At 60.9% G+C, this 20,274-nt stretch carries 21 protein-coding genes; 13 read left to right on the top strand and 8 right to left on the bottom strand.

Annotated features, from left to right (window positions below):
- The first annotated feature begins 143 nt into the window (after positions 1–143).
- Positions 144–1,778, top strand: coding sequence for a methyl-accepting chemotaxis protein (locus AC07TV_RS06380; RefSeq protein WP_494647566.1), 1,635 nt, complete (start codon positions 144–146; stop codon positions 1,776–1,778).
- A 75-nt stretch (positions 1,779–1,853) separates the two neighbouring features.
- Here AC07TV_RS06380 and AC07TV_RS06385 read toward each other — a convergent pair whose 3' ends face one another.
- The 6 genes from AC07TV_RS06385 to AC07TV_RS06410 form a co-directional block, all read right to left on the bottom strand.
- Positions 1,854–2,678, bottom strand: a complete 825-nt coding sequence (locus AC07TV_RS06385) for a PEP-CTERM sorting domain-containing protein (protein WP_494647567.1) — start codon at positions 2,676–2,678, stop codon at positions 1,854–1,856.
- A 177-nt stretch (positions 2,679–2,855) separates the two neighbouring features.
- The gene (gene moaE, locus AC07TV_RS06390) at positions 2,856–3,308 is read right to left on the bottom strand and encodes a molybdopterin synthase catalytic subunit MoaE (RefSeq protein ID WP_494647568.1); all 453 of its coding nucleotides are present in this window, start codon (positions 3,306–3,308) and stop codon (positions 2,856–2,858) included.
- 2 nt (positions 3,309–3,310) lie between these two features.
- Positions 3,311–4,885, bottom strand: a complete 1,575-nt coding sequence (locus AC07TV_RS06395) for a peptide chain release factor 3 (RefSeq protein WP_494647569.1) — start codon at positions 4,883–4,885, stop codon at positions 3,311–3,313.
- A gap of 63 nt (positions 4,886–4,948) precedes the next feature.
- Complete coding sequence (locus AC07TV_RS06400; RefSeq protein ID WP_494647570.1) at positions 4,949–5,680, bottom strand: DUF2189 domain-containing protein; 732 nt, start codon at positions 5,678–5,680, stop codon at positions 4,949–4,951.
- A 126-nt stretch (positions 5,681–5,806) separates the two neighbouring features.
- The gene (locus tag AC07TV_RS06405) at positions 5,807–6,652 is read right to left on the bottom strand and encodes a D-hexose-6-phosphate mutarotase (protein ID WP_494647571.1); all 846 of its coding nucleotides are present in this window, start codon (positions 6,650–6,652) and stop codon (positions 5,807–5,809) included.
- The gene (locus AC07TV_RS06410) at positions 6,636–6,977 is read right to left on the bottom strand and encodes a DUF3301 domain-containing protein (protein WP_494647572.1); all 342 of its coding nucleotides are present in this window, start codon (positions 6,975–6,977) and stop codon (positions 6,636–6,638) included. The genes AC07TV_RS06405 and AC07TV_RS06410 overlap by 17 nt, the downstream gene beginning before the upstream one ends.
- Positions 6,978–7,065: 88 nt before the next feature.
- Between AC07TV_RS06410 and AC07TV_RS06415 the strand changes: the two genes are divergently transcribed.
- Entirely contained in the window at positions 7,066–8,592 is a 1,527-nt protein-coding gene (locus AC07TV_RS06415) for a cyclic-di-GMP receptor FimW-related protein (protein ID WP_494647573.1), read from the top strand.
- A gap of 22 nt (positions 8,593–8,614) precedes the next feature.
- Positions 8,615–9,460: a 23S rRNA (adenine(2030)-N(6))-methyltransferase RlmJ gene (locus AC07TV_RS06420; protein WP_494647574.1), complete on the top strand. Its 846-nt coding sequence runs from the start codon at positions 8,615–8,617 to the stop codon at positions 9,458–9,460.
- Here AC07TV_RS06420 and AC07TV_RS06425 read toward each other — a convergent pair.
- Entirely contained in the window at positions 9,452–9,808 is a 357-nt protein-coding gene (locus tag AC07TV_RS06425; protein WP_494647575.1) for a nucleotide pyrophosphohydrolase, read from the bottom strand. The genes AC07TV_RS06420 and AC07TV_RS06425 overlap by 9 nt on opposite strands.
- Before the next feature lie 182 nt (positions 9,809–9,990).
- Here AC07TV_RS06425 and AC07TV_RS06430 point away from each other — a divergent pair, with 182 nt between their 5' ends.
- The 5 genes from AC07TV_RS06430 to AC07TV_RS06450 all read left to right on the top strand — a co-directional run bounded on the left by AC07TV_RS06430 (position 9,991) and on the right by AC07TV_RS06450 (position 13,192).
- The gene (locus AC07TV_RS06430) at positions 9,991–11,235 is read left to right on the top strand and encodes a diguanylate cyclase domain-containing protein (protein WP_494647576.1); all 1,245 of its coding nucleotides are present in this window, start codon (positions 9,991–9,993) and stop codon (positions 11,233–11,235) included.
- 105 nt (positions 11,236–11,340) lie between these two features.
- Positions 11,341–11,862 (top strand): gamma carbonic anhydrase family protein, encoded by a 522-nt coding sequence (locus tag AC07TV_RS06435; protein WP_494647577.1) that lies wholly within the window; start codon positions 11,341–11,343, stop codon positions 11,860–11,862.
- A 12-nt stretch (positions 11,863–11,874) separates the two neighbouring features.
- A complete protein-coding gene (locus AC07TV_RS06440; RefSeq protein WP_494647578.1) occupies positions 11,875–12,540 on the top strand; it encodes a hypothetical protein in 666 nt (221 codons plus the stop codon).
- On the top strand, positions 12,537–12,935 hold the full coding sequence (locus AC07TV_RS06445) for a DNA alkylation repair protein (RefSeq protein WP_494647579.1): 399 nt from the start codon (positions 12,537–12,539) through the stop codon (positions 12,933–12,935). The genes AC07TV_RS06440 and AC07TV_RS06445 overlap by 4 nt, the downstream gene beginning before the upstream one ends.
- A complete protein-coding gene (locus AC07TV_RS06450; RefSeq protein ID WP_494647580.1) occupies positions 12,932–13,192 on the top strand; it encodes a DNA alkylation repair protein in 261 nt (86 codons plus the stop codon). The genes AC07TV_RS06445 and AC07TV_RS06450 overlap by 4 nt, the downstream gene beginning before the upstream one ends.
- Positions 13,193–13,253: 61 nt before the next feature.
- Here the strand turns inward: AC07TV_RS06450 and fliW are convergent, their stop codons facing one another.
- On the bottom strand, positions 13,254–13,697 hold the full coding sequence (gene fliW / locus AC07TV_RS06455) for a flagellar assembly protein FliW (RefSeq protein WP_494647581.1): 444 nt from the start codon (positions 13,695–13,697) through the stop codon (positions 13,254–13,256).
- Positions 13,698–13,815: 118 nt separating this feature from the next.
- Between fliW and AC07TV_RS06460 the strand changes: the two genes are divergently transcribed.
- The 5 genes from AC07TV_RS06460 to AC07TV_RS06480 all read left to right on the top strand — a co-directional run bounded on the left by AC07TV_RS06460 (position 13,816) and on the right by AC07TV_RS06480 (position 20,253).
- A complete protein-coding gene (locus AC07TV_RS06460) occupies positions 13,816–16,137 on the top strand; it encodes a Tex family protein (RefSeq protein WP_494647582.1) in 2,322 nt (773 codons plus the stop codon).
- 147 nt (positions 16,138–16,284) lie between these two features.
- Positions 16,285–17,622: a ferredoxin reductase family protein gene (locus AC07TV_RS06465; protein WP_494647583.1), complete on the top strand. Its 1,338-nt coding sequence runs from the start codon at positions 16,285–16,287 to the stop codon at positions 17,620–17,622.
- 50 nt (positions 17,623–17,672) lie between these two features.
- The gene (locus tag AC07TV_RS06470) at positions 17,673–18,017 is read left to right on the top strand and encodes an arsenate reductase (RefSeq protein ID WP_494647584.1); all 345 of its coding nucleotides are present in this window, start codon (positions 17,673–17,675) and stop codon (positions 18,015–18,017) included.
- Positions 18,014–18,895: an Hsp33 family molecular chaperone HslO gene (hslO, locus tag AC07TV_RS06475; protein ID WP_494647585.1), complete on the top strand. Its 882-nt coding sequence runs from the start codon at positions 18,014–18,016 to the stop codon at positions 18,893–18,895. The genes AC07TV_RS06470 and hslO overlap by 4 nt, the downstream gene beginning before the upstream one ends.
- Entirely contained in the window at positions 18,892–20,253 is a 1,362-nt protein-coding gene (locus AC07TV_RS06480) for a sensor histidine kinase (protein WP_494647586.1), read from the top strand. Before hslO ends, AC07TV_RS06480 begins: the two co-directional genes overlap by 4 nt.
- The last annotated feature ends 21 nt before the right edge of the window (positions 20,254–20,274 follow it).

Raw genomic sequence — 20,274 nt, forward strand, 5'->3', positions numbered from 1 at the left:
TTTCGGAAAATTTCAACCGGCAGCCCGAGGTTGATTTTCTGTACCGAGACCATCAAAAATTCCGTCGGCATATAATATTAGTGATACGCTTATAATGTCACATTTAAATTATTCGATAAAAATGACACGCGGAGGATGAGAAAATGGCCAATCAGGGAATGAGCCTACGCGGCAAGCTACTTGCCATGACCGCCATAACGGTCATGGCACTTGCCGTACTATTTTCGGTACTGCTCGTTAACGGCAAGAGCCAGATGCTGGAGGATCGCGAGGCCAAAGTACGCAATCTGGTCGAAGCGACGCATGGCATTCTGACTTTCTACGAGCAGTCGGCGCGTGACGGAAAAATGTCCGTCGACGATGCCAAGAAATTCGCCGCCGCAGCCATCCGCACCCTGCGCTACGACAAGGTCGAGTATTTCTGGATCAACGACCTTCAGGACACCATGGTCATGCATCCGATCAAGCCAGAACTTGAGGGCAAGAAACTCGACCAGATCAAGGACAAGAACGGCAAGCTTCTTTTCGTCGAATTCAACAACACGGTCAAGACCAAAGGTTCGGGCTATGTCGACTACATCTGGCCCAAGCCGGGCTCCGAAGAAGGGGTGCCGAAGATTTCATTCGTCATGGGTTTTGACCCCTGGGGTTGGGTGATCGGTTCCGGCATCTATATCGATGATGTCGACACCAAGTTCCGCGGCGATGCCATCAAGCTTCTGCTCTGGGGTCTGGGCATCGCCGGTTTCATCGCCGTTTCGTTGCTGCTGCTGTCGAACAACATCATCAAAACCCTGGGCGGCGACCCGGCGATCGCTTCGGCCATCACCAAGCGCATTGCCGCGGGTGATCTGGCAACGCCGGTCGACTGCCCGGCCGACGACAAAGACAGCCTTCTCGCCAACATCCGCACCATGCAGGAAACCCTGCGCGCAATGATCGCCAGCATCGTCTCCAACGCTGAGCAGGTGGCCAGTGCGGCCGACCAACTGCTCGGCGCATCCGAACAGGTGGCCGTACGGGCCAGCCAGCAGAGCGATGCAGCCTCTTCAATGGCCGCCTCAGTTGAGGAAATGGCTGTCAGTATTGATCAGGTCAAGGAAAACGCCAGCGAAGCGCACAGCATTTCGCAAACAGCCGGTGAAATTTCCGAAGATGGCGCGGCTGTGATCCACAATGCGGCCAGCGAAATGCGCAAGATATCCGAAGCGGTACAGGCATCTTCACAGATCATTGAAGACCTCGGGCACCAATCCGACCAGATCACTTCCATCGTCAATACCATCAAGGAAATCGCCGACCAGACCAACCTGCTGGCCCTCAATGCTGCCATCGAGGCCGCTCGGGCCGGCGAACAGGGTCGCGGATTTGCCGTCGTCGCCGACGAAGTCCGCAAGCTGGCCGAACGCACAGGCAATTCGACCAAGGAAATTGGCGATATGGTGGCCAAGATTCAGAACGGCACGCGCAGTGCTGTGAGCAGCATGCAGGATGGCGTTCGTCAGGTCAGTAACGGTGTAAATCTGGCCAATCAGGCAGGCGATTCGATCAACCGGATTCGCGATGGCGCCCTACGCGTAACCGTTGTAGTCAACGGCATTTCCGATTCGATTTCCGAACAGAGCATGGCCAGCAACGAAATCGCCCAAAAGCTCGAAACGATTGCCCAGATGTCCGAAGAAAGCGCAATCGCAGTTCACCACACGGCCGATGCCGCTCGCCAGCTACAAGCGCTGTCGAACGCCTTGCATCAGACGGTGGCGCAGTTCAAAACCTGATCCCGAGAAATAAATAAGCCCTGAACGATATCGTTCAGGGCTAAGGGATATTGGCCTTTCGAAAGTACTATTCTTTTAGCTTCGCTGACGACGGCGGAACGCAGCCAAGCCACCGAGACCCAAACCAAGCAATGCCAAGCTTCCTGGCTCCGGCACATTGTTGTTTCCACCTGTGCCCCCTTGGCCAGTCAAACAAATGATGTCTTCCAGTTGTTGCTCGACAGTAACATCGGTCAGTGGCCCAGAAATATATGCGCCACCGGTATCGCTGAAAGTATAACCGCCGCCTGAGCCGCCTACGGCCATGGTTTGAAACAGTCCGGGAACAGCCGCGGTAACAGGATCATCGGCTACCCAAGAAAAGAGGAAAACACCTTTGTTCTTGGCTGCCTGGTTAGCCTGAAAAGCAACATCCCAATCAGCCTGGTCAACAGGAGTACCGTTCTGCGTGCCTTCGTCGCCAATCGTCACGACAGCCCAATAGTTGTTTTGCCCAGCTAAGGCATCTGTGCCCCAGTTATACCAATTCACCAGATCAGTTACTGCCGGGCCGTTGTCTTCCTGGTGGTTAGTCACGGGTATACCGCCCTGCCCGGTAACAAGACTGGTGACGGACTCGTTGAAAATCCCAGATGTCGATGTAATGCTCATGAAACGAGCCCGAACATAGCAATCGCTATTCGGGCAACTCAAATTTGAAACAACTGACGATGCCTTGGCACCAATAGCCGTAATGTCATCTGACATACTACCGCTCGTATCGATCACAAATACGATATCCACGATACTGGTCGCGGAGGCCTGACTGACCGCGTCCCCCCCAATCAGGAGCGTGGCATGCGCCGAGGAGGCAACGCCCAAACCAGCAGCTGCAATCAGACTGAATAATTTGTATTTCATTGTATTCCCCTATCAGTAGAAGCTGAACTATCCAACGATATGATGAATAGTAATAAGCACGCTTCATGCCACGACAAAGAAATAGACCACAACTATTTGTTTTTGAATAAAACTTACTTGTGCAGCCGATATTTTTTCACCTCTGATGTAAAAAATATCGACAAAAGGAGTCAAGTGCTATTTCCGCCAGCGCGCTGCGGCGCTGTCGTCGGCGTCGCGGGCATCGACCCAGCGTCCACCATCCGGCGTCGCTTCGCGCTTCCAGAATGGAGCGCGGGTTTTCAGGTAGTCCATGATGAACTCGCAGGCGGCGAAAGCTTCGCCGCGGTGGGCGCTGATCACGGCAACGAGCACGATCTGGTCGCAGGGCTTGAGCGGGCCGACGCGGTGGATGACCAGCGCGTCATAGATATCCCAGCGGTCGTTGGCCTCGGCGACGATGACCTCCAAGGCCTTTTCCGTCATGCCGGGATAGTGTTCCAGCGTCATTTCCGCAACGCTGGCCCCATCGTTCATGTCACGGACCAGGCCGAGGAAGCTGGCCAATGCGCCAACCCGGGCGTCAGCCGCCCGCAGCGCCAGCAACTCGGCGCCAAGGTCAAAATCGGCTTCCTGCACCCGGACGGTCATGCTCAGATTACCTCGCGTGCTTCCATGAAACGCAACTTGGGATACTTCTCTTTGACCATGTTGAGATAAACATTGTTCGGCGCCAGATAGACCGGATCGTCGGCCCCGTCGAGGGCGACGTTGGCGCTGTAGCGGTCGGAAATCTGGCGCAATTCGGCAGCGTCGCCCTGAATCCAGCGCGCCGTCGCGCAGTTGTACGATTCGAAAATAACCTGCACGCCGTATTCGTTCTCCAGACGGCTGGCCACGACGTCGAACTGCAGCGTGCCGACGGCGCCGAGGATCAGGTCGGTACCGGAGAGCGGCCGGAACAGCTGGGTCGCGCCTTCTTCCGCCAGTTGCTGCAAGCCTTTTTGCAGCTGCTTGATCTTCAGCGGATTGGCGATGCGGGCCAGGCGGAAGTGTTCCGGCGCGAAGGACGGGATGCCGGTAAAGCGGAGGTCTTCGCCTTCGGTAAAGGTTTCGCCGAGACGGATCGTGCCGTGGTTCGGGATGCCGATGATGTCGCCCGGATAAGCTTCGTCGGTCGTACTGCGGTCGCGGGCCATGAAGGTGATGGCGTTATTGACTGCCATGAACTTGCCACCAGCGCCCTGCTTGACCTTCATGCCGCGCTCGAAGCGACCGGAGCAGACGCGCAGGAACGCGATACGGTCACGGTGCTTGGGGTCCATGTTGGCCTGGATCTTGAACACGAAACCGGAGAATTTCGGCTCGTTCGGCGCCACTTCGCGCGTCGTGGACGGCCGGGCAATCGGCGCTGGCGAAAGATCGACGACGGCATCGAGCAGGCTCTGCACGCCGAAGTTGTTGACCGCCGAACCGAAGAAAACCGGCGACTGCTTGCCGCTCAGATAAGCCTCGGCATCGAAAGCGTGCGACGCGCCACGGACCAGTTCGATGTCCATGCGCAACTCGTCGGCCTGCGAGCCGATCAGCTCGTCGAGACGCGGGTTGTCGAGCCCCTGGATGATCTCGGCCGTGCCCTTTTCGGCCTGCGGGTCGAAGAAGGCGATGGCGTCGTCGTAGAGGTGATAGACGCCGCGGAATCGCTTGCCCATGCCGATAGGCCAGGTCATCGGTGCGCACTGGATGCCGAGCACCGACTCGATTTCGTCGAGCAGGTCGATCGGCTCCTTGCCTTCGCGGTCGAGCTTGTTAATGAAGGTCAGGATCGGCGTGTCGCGCATGCGGCAGACGTTGAGCAGCTTGATCGTCTGCGCTTCGACACCATTCACCGAGTCGATCACCATGACCGCCGAGTCCACAGCCGTCAGCGTGCGGTAGGTATCTTCCGAAAAGTCTTCATGGCCGGGCGTATCAAGCAGGTTGATCATGCATTCGCGATACGGAAACTGCATGACCGACGAGGTCACCGAAATACCACGCTGCTTTTCCAGCTCCATCCAGTCCGAGGTCGCGTGCCGAGAAGCCTTGCGGGCGCGCACTTCGCCGGCCACCTGAATAGCGCCGCCGAACCACAGCAACTTTTCGGTCAGCGTCGTTTTACCGGCGTCAGGGTGGGAAATGATGGCAAAGGTACGCCGGCGGGCAATTTCGGTATCGAGGGGAGTCACGGCAGGGCTTGGAAATGCTGAAAGGCGGCCATTATACCTGCGCCGCCCGGCAAGCACCGGCGCTTACGCGACGGGCAGCACCTGCCGGTACACGGCCCGGCTAGCGTAGGCCATCCATGGCAGCGTCAGCGGCAGGAGCGGCATAAGGAGGACGCTGCCGATTGTCACGGTCGACAGGAAAAAAGCCCAAAAAATGGAAGGCAGGAAATTGGTAAAAACAATGCGCACGCTCAATACCACAGCCTCAACCAGCCCGGCCCGGCGCTCGCAGAGCAGCGGAACGGAAAAGGCTGCCACACAGTAGAGCAGCAAGGCGACAACCAGACCGGAAACGCCGGCCCAGCGGACGAAAGAGAGCACATTGGCATTGGCCGGCAGCAGCTTGTCGAGCCACACCGGCGTCGCCCCGACCATGTAGGCGTAGAGAATCGCCGCGTCGGTGACGAAGATCATGAAGAGCAGCGCACAAACCAGTGCCAGTGCCCAGAGCGCCCGGGAAGCCCGTGCAAAGCCGCTGATAATACTGACCGGCCCGACCGGCTCACCAGCTTCGAGCGCCCTGGCGATTCCAAAAAAACCGGCGAGAACAACCGGGCCGATCAGCATGAAGGCGCCCGCCGCGGCGATGATGAACGGCGTCCAGCCCTTAGCCAGCAGGCTGCCCATGATCGCCAGCCCGCCGAGCGTAAAAATGAGGGCATAGCCGATGCTGATGCCGCGCGTCGCATTGGCTATGCGCCAGCCATCAGCCAGCGCGCATTGCAGGCCACCAAAGCTTAAAGGGGAAAGGATCATCGCTCGTCCGGTTGAAAAACAGCCACCCCGGCAGGATGGCTGCGCTATTGACCGAGACTACCGAAAAGCCACCCTACCCTGCCCTAATGCAAATCAAATTTGCCGGGCGGGTTTAAAGCCAAGCGGTCAAACGACGACCAGGGTCTGCCGCCCGTACCACTCCTCACCGGCCGGCAGCGAGATCGGGCGAGTCGCCGCCGCTTCGACACAGAGCATGTGGCGCCAGCCGTTGGCCGGCATGTCCTTGAGCTCGGCACAGCGGTCGACAAACGGGTTCCACACGACAACATCCGGGAAACCCTGATTCTGCATGGCCAGGGTCTGTTTGCCGCTGTGCAGCAGTTGCGGCCGCTTGGCGTTGAAATAGACGCGGTCGACTTCACTGTCGACGGTCAACTCGGGACGGGATTCAAGGGCGTTCCGGCCTCCGTCGAGCGAATCGCAGTACTCGAGCCCTTTCACACCTTCCAGCACCGCCTCCTCGACCTGCGCGACGCGCAGATAGGTGTGCAGTGCGCCGGTAAAGGAAAACGGCGCGCCGCCAGTGTTGGTGACGCCCAGCTCGACGTCGATACGGTCGGCTTCGATCATCAGCGTCAGTTCGGCATGGAAAGTGTGCGGCCAGAGCGCCAGCGTGGACTCGTCGCTGGCGATTTCCATTGTGACCAGCGCAAAATCGTCTGCCGTTCGCTCCGAGCTGACCGACCATTCGCGGGTACGGACGAAGCCGTGCTTGGGCAGATCACCACGCTCGGCAAATTGCGGAAAACAGACGGGAACACCACCGCGAACGGCGACGCTGCCGTCGAAGACGGCTTTATCGGACAAAAACAGACGTTCCTTGCCATCGGGCGGCACCCACGACAAGACCTGTGCCCCCAGTTTGCTGATGACGGCGGTAGCGCCACGCGGGCCGTTCAGGCGAAGGGCTTCGATGCCGTGGAAGTCGATGGTTTCAATGGAGGGTTTCATGAGAATTCGGAATCACGTAAAGGTGGGGACGGACATGCAGGAACTCGACATCGTGACCGAGCAGCGTAACGCTGCCAGAACGCCGGTCGTTCCCGGTATCGCTGTATTCGAAGGAGTAGACGCGGCGCAGCCTGAGCCGCCCGGCGTCGTCGCGGGCCAGACGCACCGAGGCGCCGACAACGGTTTCATCGAGAAACTGCAGACCGTCATCCTGACAGGCAGTACGGGCCGCATTGACGCCGATTTCACGCGTTTTCAGGCTATCCAGCCAGAACCAGACGCCGACGGCGGTCAGGGCAAGAAACAACACTTCGCTCAGATTCATCGCTCAAGTATACGTAAAGTGGAAATACTGCACAGAAATTCCGGCGAAATTACCGGATAATCCGCATGTCAAATTTTTCCCAGTGATCATGGAATCTCCGCTGCAACTGCTACGCGAGCTTTTCCCATTCGGCCAATCCAGCGCCGAACAGAAAAGTGCTGCCGCAGTTCGTGGATTGCTGGATACGGTAACCGGCCTGTCACCGCAGGAGACCATTGCCAAGCTGGCCGGCACCGTTCTGCCCAGCATCAACGGCCAGCCCAATCTGCACATGCGCTTCAAGCTCCTTGAAGACGTCAGGCTGGAAGCCGAAGAAGCCCTGCCCGTTCTCGAAAAGCTCATTGGTCAGTCCGTATTGCCGCTACCGCTCAAGGCAGCCACCTGTGCGCTGCAGGCCGACAATCTGCTCAAGGGCCTGGCCATCGCCTACACGAGCATTGCCCGCGGCATCAACAATGGCCATTTCAACGAAGGCCTGAGCCATCTGCTGCATCGCAGTGCGCAACGCGCGATGGCCATGATCGCCCGCCGCCAGCTGCTGGCTTACCGCGCCTACGCCGCCCCCTCAGCGAGCTCCTGGCTGGCCCTGCACGAACTCTACAAGATGGTGCGCGGCCCGCGCTCAAAACCGCTGAATGGCGAAACCGCCCCGATCGAGCACGAATACCTCGGCGCCCTGCTATTCGCCTACCTGGAACCGACCAAACTGCCCCGGGCCGAGCTCGACATCATCAACACCTGCACCCGGCAACTGGCAGCCTACGCGCTGGTCGGCGAAGTCACGCCGGAAACCGGCAGCGGCAAAACCGCCGACGCCTGCTTCCTGGTTCGTACCGACGAAGGAAATCCGGGTTACCCGATGATGCGCCTGCCGTCAGGCACCTCGATCTTCGGCAGCCTGCTTATCGACTGTACCCAGGTCATCACCGCCATTGACCGAAACATCACGCGCCGCCCGGGCAAGGCCATCGATCCCGATCTCGATGCTACCCCTGCCCTTTTGCAGATGCTGCGCGTCGCCATCGGCGGCAAGAGCGCCCGCCGTTTCAGCCGAACCCGCTTTCGCCCGCGTGGCGACCTGGTCAGCGGCTTTGGCGCGGTCCTCAGCTTTCTTGACGGCAACACCTTTTCCCGCCGCTCCGTAGACGCGTCCTCGCGCTACGATGGCCGTGATTACACGTCCAGCGAATGGGCCATGATCGATGAAAGCCCGGACGGTTTCCTTCTTCGTTTCATCAAGGGGGAGAAGCGCAACCTCGGTGCTGGCGACCTCGTTGCCTTGCAGCCGCGTGAATCGAGCAAGATTCACGTCTGCCTGGTTCGCCGTATTTCGTCTTCGCAAATTCGCCTCGAAGTCGGTTTGCAGCTGATGTCGCCGCAGGTCAGCGTGGTCGACATCGTAGCCGAAGAAACACCGGATCAGCGCGCTGTATTCCTGCACAACCTGCCGGCCTACGGCAAGTTTTCAGGCCTGATTACCGCCCCCGGCGCCTACCGGACGGGTCAAAAAGTCATGGTCAAATTACCGGGACGTTCGCTGCATCGACAAATCGGGACATGCATGGAAGCCAATGAGGGGCTAGAATTCTTCGCCCTAGACCGCCTTCCGGATTAAGGGCCTAACAGGCTCCCCCCAAATGCTCAGCTATCGCCATGCTTTTCACGCCGGCAACCACGCCGACGTGCTGAAACACCTCATTCTGATCGAGATCGCCCAGTACATGGCTGAAAAGCCGGCGCCGTTCTGGATCATCGATACCCACGCCGGGGCCGGGCGTTATTCGCTGGATTCAGCCCATGCCACCAAGCTGAGCGAATACCGCGATGGCGTCGCCCGCCTCTGGGAGGCCAAGGTACTCCCCAAGGCGGCGCTCAACTACCTCGATTTCGTCAAGATGCTGAACCCGGACGGCCAGTTGCGCCATTACCCCGGCTCGCCGTGGCTGGCCCGCCAGTTGCTGCGCGACAGCGACCGTCTGCGGCTTTATGAAATGCACAGCACCGACGGCAAGCTGCTCATGGAATGCTTCAAGGGTAGCGGCCGCGAGGTTTCGATCACCGACGGCGACGGCTTTGCCGGCCTCAAGGCCATCCTGCCGCCGCCACCACGCCGGGCGCTGGTCCTCATCGATCCATCCTACGAAACCAAGGGCGACTACGCCGCTGTCGTCAAGACGCTGCAGGATGCCCTCAAACGTTTCCCCACCGGCACTTACGCGCTGTGGTACCCGATGCTCGGCAAGCCGGAATCCCGCCAGTTGCCGGAAAAGCTGAAACGACTGGGTGCGGCCAACTGGCTGCACGCGACGCTGGAAGTCAAGGCACCCTCGCGCGATGGCTACGGCATGCACGGCAGCGGGATGTTCATCATCAACCCGCCGTGGACGCTGGAAAAGACTCTTCACGAAACGCTGCCGACGCTGGCTACCCTGCTCGCCCAGGACGCCGGCGCGAAATACACGCTGGAAAGCGAATCAACCTAGCTCGGTGTATTTGGCCCGCGAGCCATAGGCTTTGTCGACCGGATATTTTTCGGCGTTTTTAGCCAGCTTGGCACGGGCCGCGGCGGCGAGATCGATACCTGCCGTATCGGCGATGAGCAGCAGGTAGAGCAGGATGTCGGCGCATTCGTCGCGCAGTGCTTCGGCCGCTTGCGGATCGGCCGGCAGCGCTTCGACCTCGGCATCACTTTTCCATTGCGTCAGCTCCAGCAACTCGGCCGCTTCCAGGTTGAGCGAAGTGATCAGATTGCGCAGGGTGTGAAACTGACGCCAGTCGCGTTCATCGCGAAACGCCAGCAATGCTGCGGTCAACGCCGAAAATTCGCTCATTTTGAAATCCTTTTGATAGAACGCTGATCATGCCAGCCCATCCCGAATGCGGCAACGCGCGCAGTTTGGAAGCGGGGAACCTTCAGCGGCTCGGCACAATCAAATTAGTGTAGTTTTCGCGAACGTCGGCGCTGTAAACCGGAGTCCCCAAGCTGGGCGGAGGTGTTGCGTGGTCACGGCTGATGCGGGTTTTTGAGAAAATTTTCGAGGCGGTTCCCGATGGCTTGCTGGTGGTCGATGCGGCAGGCCTGATTCTGTATGCGAACGGCGCGCTTGAACGTCTGTTCGGCTACAGGCCGGACGAACTGACCGGCCAGCCGGTCGAGCGCCTGACGCCACACCAGCTGGCCTCGGCGCATGCTGCCTATCGCGAACAATACCAAGCGGCACCGAAGGCTCGCGCGATGGGCGCAAGCAACGATCTGTTTGGGTGCCGCAAGGATGGCCGCCTTTTTCCCGTAGACATCATGCTTTCTCCGCTGGAAATCGGCGACCAAAAGCAAACGCTGTGTGTCGTGCGCGATGCCACGGTACGCAAGGAGGTTGAGGCGAAGCTGCATATCGCCAACACGGTATTTCAGTCCACCCAGGAAGCCATCGTGGTGACCGATGTCGATTGCTGCATCGTCGCCGTCAATCCCGCCTTCGAGATGGCGACCGAGTACAGCGAGAAGGAAGTGCTGGGCCAGCACATGCGCCTGCTGCGTTCGGGAAGGCACGACCCGTATTTCTATCGGCGGATGTGGGACTCGATTCTGAGTACCGGCGAGTGGCAGGGGGCAATCTGGAATCGGCGGAAGAGCGGCGAGATTTATCACGAGTGGCTGTCGATCAGTACGGTCAGGGACCGCGACGGCAAGCCGGTCCAGTATGTCGGAATTACCACCGACATGGGCCGGATGAATCACGTCGAGACCGCTGTCGAGCGCCTGGCCCACTACGACGCGCTGACCGGACTGCCCAACCGCCTGCTGCTCAATTCGCGCATCCAGAAGACCTGGGAGCGCGCCCACCGCGACGGCAAGCCATTCGCCGTGATGTTCCTCGACCTCGATGGCTTCAAGGCGGTCAACGACAGGCTCGGCCACCCGGTCGGCGACGAACTGCTCAAGGTTGTCGCCAACCGCCTGCGCGAGAACATGCGCGAAACGGATACGATTGCCCGGCTTGGCGGCGACGAATTCCTGATTGTTCTCGAGGATGTCGGGCGCGACGATATCGTCGCGGTTGCCGAGCAATTGATCGAACGAATCAGCGCCCCATTCGACCTCGGCCTCGCCGAGCCGGTCTGCGTCGGCCTGAGCCTGGGCTGGAGCCATTACCCGGAGCATGCCGACAACGTGCCGGCGCTGATCCGCCAGGCGGATGAAGCGCTGTATCAGGTCAAGCGCTCGGGCCGCGGGGCATGGCGGGAGTATTGCGCTTAGTTCGCCAACGCCAGGCAGGTAAAATCGGCCAATCTCGCGGTTAGCCAGCATTGCTACGGTCAACCCGAAAAAACGGCCAAAATTGAAATATCCCAAGGAGTCCGCATGCCCCTCTTCCGCCTCGCTGACAAACAACCGCAGATCGGCGACAACGCCTGGATCGCCCCCAACGCCACGGTCATCGGCGACGTTCACCTCGGCGCCAACAGCTCGATCTGGTGGAACGCCACGCTGCGCGGCGACAACGACCCGATCCACATCGGCGACAATACCAACATCCAGGACGGCTCGGTGCTGCATACCGACGAAGGCGTCCCGATGCACATCGGCAACAACGTCACCATCGGCCACCTCGTCATGCTGCACGGCTGCACGGTCGGCGACGGCAGCCTGATCGGCATCGGCTCGGTCATCCTCAACCGGGCGGTGATCGGCAAGGGCTGCATCGTCGGCGCCAATACGCTGATCCCTGAAGGCAAGGTCTTTCCTGACCGCGTGCTGATCGTCGGCTCGCCCGGCAAGGTGGTGCGCGAACTGAGCGATCAGGATGTCGCCAACCTGCAGAAATCGGCCGAACACTACGTTGCCAACGCGAGTCGTTATCGCGACACGCTCAAGCCGCTGTAAGCCGGCCAGCCGATGCGTTTCCTGCTCATTCTGCCCCTGCTGCTGGTTGCCAGCCTGAGCCGCGCCGACCCGTGCGATGAGTTGCCGAAGCCATCGGTGACGATCAAGCGCATCGACGAGCGCCTCAACTACAACACCGAGTACAGCTACAGGTCGCTGACCAACATCGGCGCCGCGTTGGCCCGCCCCGGCAAGCAGGTGCTCGGCCTGACCCGCGGCAATGCGACAGTCAGTTTCGCCTCGGCGTCACCTTCGATCATCGACCCGACCGGCCGCTGGGAATGCGCCAGCCCGCAAATCACGCTGACTTTCGGCTTCAGCCCGATGACCGTCTACGTCGCCCGCGAATTTCCCGAAGGCACCTGCGCCTACAAGGAAATCCTCGAACACGAAATGCGCCACGTCGAGGCCTACCAGAAGCACATCGCCAGTATCGAGAAGGAGCTGACCGAGTCGCTCAATGGCCGCTTTGCCACCGCCGCCGTCTGGCGCGGCCCGGTCGGCCAGACCGCCGCCCGGCTCCGGCAGGAACTCGACGCGCGTTGGGCGCCCTACGTCCAGCGGCAGATCAAGCTGGTCGACGAAGCCCAGGCCAAAATAGATACCGCCGAAGAATACGAACGCGTCGCCAATGCCTGTGGCGGAGAAATCAGCAAAGTCCTGCGCGGCAAGTCATGAGCGACTTTGCAGCCCGGATTCAGGAAGCGCTACAGCCCTTGGCCGACACCGGCAGGGCCAAGGCGATGGCGTCCTACATGAAAGGAAAATTCCATTTCCTTGGCATCCAGACCCCGCCCCGACGCCAGGCCGCATTGCCGCTCATCCGCGCCTTCACGGGCCATCCGGTGGACGCTGCTCGCCAACTCTGGGCCTTGCCAGCGCGCGAATACCAGTATGTTGCGGTCGACCTGTTGCGCCGGCAGAACAAGCGGCTGGCGGCCAGCGACCTGCCGGCGCTCGAGGCGCTGGTCCAGGACAAATCCTGGTGGGACACGGTAGACGGGCTGGCCCCGACAATCGGCGCCATCGTCGCCCGCGAGCCGCAACTGGTCAGCCGGGGATGGATGCCTTGATCGAAGCTCCCGACTTCTGGCTACGCCGCGTCGCCCTGCTCCACCAACTGGACTGGAAAGAAAACACCGACCAAGCGCGGCTCTTCGCCTACTGCCTGCACTGCGCCGATGAACGGGAATTCTTCATCCGCAAGGCCGTCGGCTGGGCGCTACGCCAATATGCCCGCACCAACCCGGCCGCTGTGCGCCATTTCCTCGATACGCACCGTCAAAAACTGTCCGGACTATCGTTCCGGGAAGCGGCAAAACACCTGTAACCCGGACGAAAAAAAGCCACTATCCGATAGATAGTGGCCTTTCGCCGAGACTCGAAACGCTTTAAACGGCGCTCGCCAGATTCGACAGCGTGATGTTCGGACGCATGTTTTCCATCACCTTCTGCAAACCGACCCGGGCCTTGGTATTGATCAGCAGCGGAGCACGCAGATTCGGCGTGATCGCCGCCTTGCCACCTTCGTCCTGCTTGAACAAAACCTGCATGACCAACACATCCTCGGGAGCAGGTGACTGCAGCAGGGCGTTTTCGGCGTCACTCAACTCAAGTTCATAATTGAACCCAAGTGTCGTCGGGTCGACGATCTGGAAAGCCAGCATCGGATCATCAAGTGATTGCAGCGTAAAACTGGCCGGATGCTCCTTGCCCTCTTCATGGGCCAACATGAAACGCTTGTTCTGCTCAAAGCCGACCAGGCCACTGGGGAAATTGATGACTTTTTCCGGGCTCACCTCAACCGCACCAAACAAATAGGTTTCAATTTTCATTCTTGTTCTCCTCTCAATTGAAATGCATACAACATACCCCACACCATGCGGCGATGGTTGTATTTTCCACCACTATTGCGCATAGTGCACCCCCCATTTTTGCTGCACTGCCGCACCCATGCTGCCACCCATCGAACACCGCATTGCCGCCGAACTCGGCGTCCGCCCGGCCCAGGTCAACGCTGCCATTGCCCTGCTTGACGAAGGCGCCACCGTGCCCTTCATCTCGCGCTACCGCAAGGAAGCGACCGACGGCCTCGACGACACCCAGCTGCGCAATCTCGAAGAGCGCCTGACCTACCTCCGCGACCTCGAAGAGCGGCGCACCGCGATCCTGGCCAGCATTGAGGAACAGGGCAAGCTGACGCCGGAACTCAAGGCCGAGATCAGCGATGCCGAAACGAAGCAGCGCCTCGAAGACCTCTACCTGCCGTACAAGCAAAAGCGCCGCACCAAGGCACAGATTGCCCGCGAAGCCGGCATTGAGCCGCTCGCCCTCGGCCTCCTTGAAGACCCGAGCCTGACGCCGGACGACGAAGCCGAGAAATACCTCAACGCCGAGGCAGGTTTCGCCGACGCCCGCGCCGTACTCGACGGCGCTCGCCAGATCCTCATGGAAAAGTTCGCCGAGGATGCCGAACTGCTCGGCGGGCTACGCGCCTACCTCAGCGAACACGGTCACGTCAGGTCGACTGTCGTCGAAGGCAAGGAAACTGAAGGCGCCAAGTTCCGCGACTGGTTCGACTTCGCCGAACCGATTGCGACGATGCCCTCGCACCGCGCCCTGGCCCTGCTCCGCGGCCGCAACGAAGGCATGCTGCAAGTCGCGCTGGTCCTCGATTCCGAACTCGATCCGGAGTCTGTCAAACCCGGCACGCAAAACCCCTGCGAACAGCGCATCGCCGTCCGTTTCGGCATCAAGCCGCAGGGCCGGCCGGCCGACAAATGGCTGGCCGACACCGTGCGCTGGACCTGGAAGGTCAAGGTCTACACCCACCTCGAACTCGAACTCATGAACGAGCTGCGCGAGCGCGCCGAGGAAGAAGCCATCCGCGTCTTCGGCCGCAACCTGAAAGATCTGTTGCTCGCCGCCCCCGCCGGCCAGCACGTCACGATGGGCGTCGACCCCGGCATCCGCACCGGCTGCAAGATCGCCATCGTCGACGCCACCGGCAAGATGCTCGACCACGCCACCATCTACCCGCACGAACCGCGCTGCGACTGGGATGGTTCAATCGCCACCATCGGCCGCCTGGCTGCCAAGCACCAGGTCAGCCTGGTCGCCATCGGCAACGGCACGGCCAGCCGCGAAACCGACAAGCTGGTGCAGGACGTCATGAAGCGCTATCCGGAAGCCCGGCTGACGAAAATTGTCGTTTCCGAAGCCGGCGCCTCGGTCTATTCGGCCTCCGAATTCGCCGCCAAGGAATTCCCCGACCTCGATGTCTCGATCCGTGGCGCCGTTTCCATCGCCCGCCGCCTGCAGGATCCGCTGGCCGAGCTGGTCAAGATCGATCCGAAATCCATCGGCGTCGGGCAGTACCAGCACGATGTTTCGCAGACCAAGCTGGCGCGCAACCTCGATGCCGTCGTCGAGGACTGCGTCAATGCCGTCGGCGTCGACGTCAATACTGCCTCGGTGCCCCTGCTCGCCCGTATTTCCGGCCTGACCGCCGGGCTGGCTGCCAACATCGTGAGCTACCGCGACGCCAACGGCGCCTTCAAAAGCCGCGATGCCCTGAAGAAAGTCCCACGCCTCGGCGACAAGACCTTCGAGCAAGCCGCCGGCTTCCTGCGCGTGCCGAACGGCGACAACCCGCTCGACAGTTCGTCGGTGCACCCGGAAGCCTATCCGGTGGTCGAAAAAATCATTGTTGACCTCAACAAGTCGATCAAGGAAATCCTCGGCGACAGCCGCGCGCTCAAGGGCCTGAATCCGTCGAAATACACCGACGAGCGTTTCGGCCTGCCGACCGTCCAGGACATCTTCAAGGAACTGGAAAAACCCGGCCGCGACCCGCGCCCCGAGTTCAAGACGGCAACCTTCGCCGACGGTGTCGAAAAGGTCGGCGACCTGCGCCCGGGGATGATCCTAGAAGGCGTTGTTACCAACGTCGCCGCCTTCGGCGCCTTCGTCGACATCGGCGTTCACCAGGACGGCCTCGTCCACGTCTCAGCCCTGTCCAACACCTTCGTCAAGGATCCCCATTCCATCGTCAAGGCCGGCCAGGTGGTCAAAGTCAAGGTGCTCGAAGTCGACCTGCAGCGCCAGCGTATCGCGCTGACCATGCGCATGGGCGACGAGCCGAGCCAGGCCAAGCGCCACGACAACGCCCCGAGCGGCCGCGGCAATGCGCCGAGCCGGCCCCAGCCACGTAGTACCGGCCCGGCCCCGGCCGGCAACGCGATGGCGTCAGCCTTTGCCAAGCTGCGGAAGTAATTCGCACACTGCCACGGTCAACCCGAAAAAATGGCCAAAATCGAAATGGCCATTTTCATTTGCTTACAACCTGCAACAGGCTGCTGACAGCGTGATGGCAACTTGCAGACTAGACTGATGTCATCAAGACACCATTCCGCTGCCATCATGAAACGCCCCCTGCTTTTCCTCGCCCTCATCCCTCTCGCCCTGTGGGGGATTTTTGCCCTGCCCGACATCCTCGCCGCCAACCCCCCAGGCCCCTGGGCCTGGCGCCGACCGTTGATCATCCTCTCCGGCCTGCTCGCCCTGTGGTGGATGAGTGCCGGCATCCTGCTCGCCACCCGTTCGCCCAGGCTCGAACAACGCTTCGGCGGGCTCGACAAGCTCTACCGCCTGCACAAGAACATCGGCATCGGCGCCGGCCTCCTCGTCTTCACCCACTGGATGATCGAATGGCTGCCCAAGAACCTGTCCAAGGCCGGCCTGATCGCCGGGCCACGCGGCCCGCGCGGACCACGCGGCGAGCCCGATATGTGGATCGACCTGGCCAAGGATGTCGGCGAATGGGCCGGCTACATCCTGATGGCGCTGGTCGTCGTGGCGCTGATCAAACGCATTCCCTACCGCTATTTCCGCTGGGTGCACAAAGCCTTTGGTGCTGTTTTCCTGGCCGGCGCCTTCCACGGCCTGATCCTCATGCCGACGACTTTCTGGCAAAGCCCGCTCGCCTGGCTGACCGCCGTACTCGCCGCGGCCGGCGCTGTCCCCGCCCTGCTCTCGCTGACCAATCGGATCGGCCGCAAGCGCCAGCATCGCGCTGAAATCGTCTCGATCAGCCGGCACGACGGCAAGTTGCTTGAAATCGTCTGCCGTCCCGAGCAGAACTGGCCCGGCCACCAGGCCGGACAATTCCTCTTCGCCAACTTCGGCCCCCGCGGCGAAGGCGCCCACCCGTTCACCATCGCCTCGGCCTGGAACCCGCAGGAAGGTACGCTGACCCTGGCCATCAAGGCGCTCGGTGATTTCACCGCCCGCCTCCCGGCCTTGATCGAGGCCGGCCAAACGATCACCCTTGAAGGCCCCTACGGCGCATTTGATTTTTCGCCAAAAATTCCGGTTGACCGTGGGAATGCGGGTCATCAGGTCTGGGTTGCCGGCGGCATCGGCATTACGCCCTTCCTGGCCCGCCTCGAGCAACTGGCGGCCGCTCCGGCGCCAGCAAAAGCCACGGCCGACCTTTTCTACTGCACGCCAAACGCGGCTACCGGCGATTTCCCCGAAAATCTGGAAACCCTGTGCACTGCCGCCGGCGTTCGCCTGCACCGCCGCCAGACCGACCATACCGGCCTGCTCACGCCGGAGGAAGTCGCAGCTGCGCTGCAGCCCGAGAGCACCGTCTGGTTCTGCGGCCCGGCCGACTGGGGCAAGGCCCTGGGCCAGGCACTACAGACCGGAGGCCTGTCGCGCGCCGCCTTCCACCAGGAGGCCTTCGAGTTCAGATAGGTCCGGCATCGGCTGGTATGATTCGTTCTCCGCAACGAACATATGCAGTCATGACCAAGGTTTACGGCATCAAGAACTGCGACACCATGAAGAAGGCCATGAACTGGCTGACTGAAAATGGTGTCGCCTATGAATTCATCGATTACAAGAAGGCCGGCGTCGCCGAAGCCAACCTGCCCGACTGGAATACCCGCGCCGGCTGGGAAAAGCTGCTCAACACACGCGGCCTGATGTGGAAGAAGCTCAGCGACGAAGAACGTACCGCAGTCGACGAGGCAAAAGCCCTCAAATTGATGGCGCAGTACCCGAGCCTGATCAAACGCCCGGTCCTCGACACCGGCAGCCAGCTCATCGTCGGCTTCGCACCGGAAAACTATGCGGAAAAGCTGAAGTGAGCGGCAGTTACGTCCAGCGCTTCATCTTTGAAGGCCTCGATATTCGCGGTGCCGTCGTCCATCTCGGCGACGCCTGGCAGCAGATGCAGGCTGGCCGCGACTATCAGCCGACCGTCGCCAAACTGCTCGGCGAAACGGCCGCCGTCACCGCCCTGATTGCCGGCCAGCTCAAGCAGCCCGGCCGCCTGACCCTGCAATTGCGCGGCAACGGCGCCATCCAGTTGCTGGTCATGGACTGCAACGAACAGCTGCAAATGCGCGGCATGGCGCGCAGCAACCCGGTCGTTCTGGCCGCGCCGGTGCCCGAACTGCTCGGCGCCCACCAAGGCGGCCAGCTCATGATGAGCCTCGATATGCCGGAAGCCCGCCAGCCCTACCAAAGCTTCGTGCCGATGGTCGGCGACAGTATCGCGGCGATCTTCGAGCACTACCTCGAACAGTCCGAGCAGCAACCATCTCGCCTGTTCGCTGCGTGCAGCCAGGAAGCAGCGACCTGCCTGTTCCTGCAAAAGATGCCGGCCGCTGACCATCACGACGAAGATGGCTGGCAGCGCATCACCCAGCTGGCCGCTACGGTCAAGCCGGCCGAGTTGCTCGAACTCGACACTGAAAGCCTGCTCGGTCGCCTTTTCCACGAAGACATGAGCGAACGCGGCATCCGCCTCTACGACCCGCGCCCGGTGGCCTACCACTGCCCCGAGGACCGCAACAAGGTGGCCGACATGATCCGCAGTCTGGGCCATGCCGATGCCGAGACGATCCTCGCCGAACACGGTGAAATCGTCATTCGCGACGACATCTGCAACCGCGACTACCACTTCAGCGCCGACGATGTCGCCGCCCTGTTCGCCGTCAGCGAAGGCAAGGCACTGCATTGACCCTGCCGACTGACTCTTTCGTCCTCGGCCGAAGAGTCGAGCTGCTCTATCGAAATGTGCTGCTCGGGCAGGTCGTTTCGATCGTCAATTCGTCGATCCTGACCTGGGTCGCCGTTTCCCTGGTGGGCAACTCAGCCGTTTATGGCTGGTGGCTGGCCACCATCGTGATCGCCGCCCTGCGCCTCAGCCAGGCCATCGCCTACCGGCGTACAGACCTTGCTCTCCGCTTAAAAAACGCCGGCGGGTGGCGCCAGCGTGCCCTGTGGAGCGGCACCGGCGCCGGTCTCGTCTGGGCCAGCGGCGCCCTGCTGCTCATGTCACAAGGCAACACCCACCTGCAACTGCTGACCGGTCTGGTCATGTCCGGCATGGTCGCCGGCGCCGTACCCATCCTGGCGGCCGACCGCCTTATCTTCCGCTGCTACGCGACACCCGTAGCCCTCGCCGTCGCCTTCGGAACGCTCGGCAGCGACCCGTTGCATATCGCCTTCACCGCCATGTCGTTGATCCTCCTGCTGGCGGTAACTCGCAGTGCCGATTTCTTTCACGGCGCCCTGCAGGAAACCTTCCGGCTTGAACACGAAAAAGACGGCCTGCTGACAGAACTGGCCCACGCCCGGGATGTCGCCGAACGCTCAAACCGCGCCAAGACCGAATTCCTGGCCAATATCAGCCATGAACTGCGTACGCCGATGAACGGCATCATCGGCATGGGCGATATGCTGTCCCTCGAGTCCCTGACCCCGGAGCAACAGGAATTGCTGCACCACCAGCGCGAATCTGCCGACCAGCTCATGCAACTGATCAATCACCTGATCAAGCTGTCGGCCCTCGAAGCCGGCCATGTCCAGATCAAACACACCTCGTTTGCCGTCGGCAGCATGTTCGAAGGCCTGCTCTCCGGCCAGCAGAAAGCAGCAGCGGCCAAAAACCTCACCCTGTCGCTGCATTCCGATCCAGCACTACCTGAAATATTGATCGGCGACCCCGACCGCCTGCACCAGATTTTCAGTCATCTGGTCGGCAATGCCATCAAATTCACCAACCAGGGCAACGTCGACATTGCGACGAAGCTGCTCGAGCGTCACGGCAACACTGTCAAAATCGAGTTCTCGGTCGTCGATACCGGCCCCGGCATGACAGCGGAAGAACTTCGAATGATCAGCGGCCTGCTTGTTCAGGGCGACGGTTCGACCATTCGCAAGCACGGTGGCATCGGCGTCGGCTTGCCGATCGCCCGCAAGCTGGTCGAACTGATGGGCGGCAAACTGGACATCGAAACCGAGCTCGGCCGGGGCTGCACCTTCCGCTTTACGCTGGCTTTGGAAGCCACCGAACCCGAGGCCGGGCACACTTAGCTGGAAGCCTGATCGGGCCGG

It is taken from the genome of Azonexus sp. GW821-FHT04F04 (assembly GCF_059420025.1).

Excerpts from the sequence above, each read along its gene's own strand:
- AC07TV_RS06410 (WP_494647572.1), bottom strand. The coding sequence starts at position 6,977 with ATGAATCTGAGCGAAGTGTTGTTTCTTGCCCTGACCGCCGTCGGCGTC.
- AC07TV_RS06465 (WP_494647583.1), top strand. The coding sequence starts at position 16,285 with ATGAAACGCCCCCTGCTTTTCCTCGCCCTCATCCCTCTCGCCCTGTGG.
- AC07TV_RS06425 (WP_494647575.1), bottom strand. The coding sequence starts at position 9,808 with ATGAGCGAATTTTCGGCGTTGACCGCAGCATTGCTGGCGTTTCGCGAT.
- AC07TV_RS06380 (WP_494647566.1), top strand. The coding sequence starts at position 144 with ATGGCCAATCAGGGAATGAGCCTACGCGGCAAGCTACTTGCCATGACC.
- AC07TV_RS06420 (WP_494647574.1), top strand. The coding sequence starts at position 8,615 with ATGCTCAGCTATCGCCATGCTTTTCACGCCGGCAACCACGCCGACGTG.
- moaE (WP_494647568.1), bottom strand. The coding sequence starts at position 3,308 with ATGACCGTCCGGGTGCAGGAAGCCGATTTTGACCTTGGCGCCGAGTTG.
- AC07TV_RS06430 (WP_494647576.1), top strand. The coding sequence starts at position 9,991 with ATGCGGGTTTTTGAGAAAATTTTCGAGGCGGTTCCCGATGGCTTGCTG.
- fliW (WP_494647581.1), bottom strand. The coding sequence starts at position 13,697 with ATGAAAATTGAAACCTATTTGTTTGGTGCGGTTGAGGTGAGCCCGGAA.
- AC07TV_RS06440 (WP_494647578.1), top strand. The coding sequence starts at position 11,875 with ATGCGTTTCCTGCTCATTCTGCCCCTGCTGCTGGTTGCCAGCCTGAGC.
- AC07TV_RS06400 (WP_494647570.1), bottom strand. The coding sequence starts at position 5,680 with ATGATCCTTTCCCCTTTAAGCTTTGGTGGCCTGCAATGCGCGCTGGCT.
- AC07TV_RS06435 (WP_494647577.1), top strand. The coding sequence starts at position 11,341 with ATGCCCCTCTTCCGCCTCGCTGACAAACAACCGCAGATCGGCGACAAC.
- AC07TV_RS06385 (WP_494647567.1), bottom strand. The coding sequence starts at position 2,678 with ATGAAATACAAATTATTCAGTCTGATTGCAGCTGCTGGTTTGGGCGTT.
- AC07TV_RS06470 (WP_494647584.1), top strand. The coding sequence starts at position 17,673 with ATGACCAAGGTTTACGGCATCAAGAACTGCGACACCATGAAGAAGGCC.
- AC07TV_RS06405 (WP_494647571.1), bottom strand. The coding sequence starts at position 6,652 with ATGAAACCCTCCATTGAAACCATCGACTTCCACGGCATCGAAGCCCTT.
- AC07TV_RS06415 (WP_494647573.1), top strand. The coding sequence starts at position 7,066 with ATGGAATCTCCGCTGCAACTGCTACGCGAGCTTTTCCCATTCGGCCAA.
- AC07TV_RS06445 (WP_494647579.1), top strand. The coding sequence starts at position 12,537 with ATGAGCGACTTTGCAGCCCGGATTCAGGAAGCGCTACAGCCCTTGGCC.
- AC07TV_RS06460 (WP_494647582.1), top strand. The coding sequence starts at position 13,816 with ATGCTGCCACCCATCGAACACCGCATTGCCGCCGAACTCGGCGTCCGC.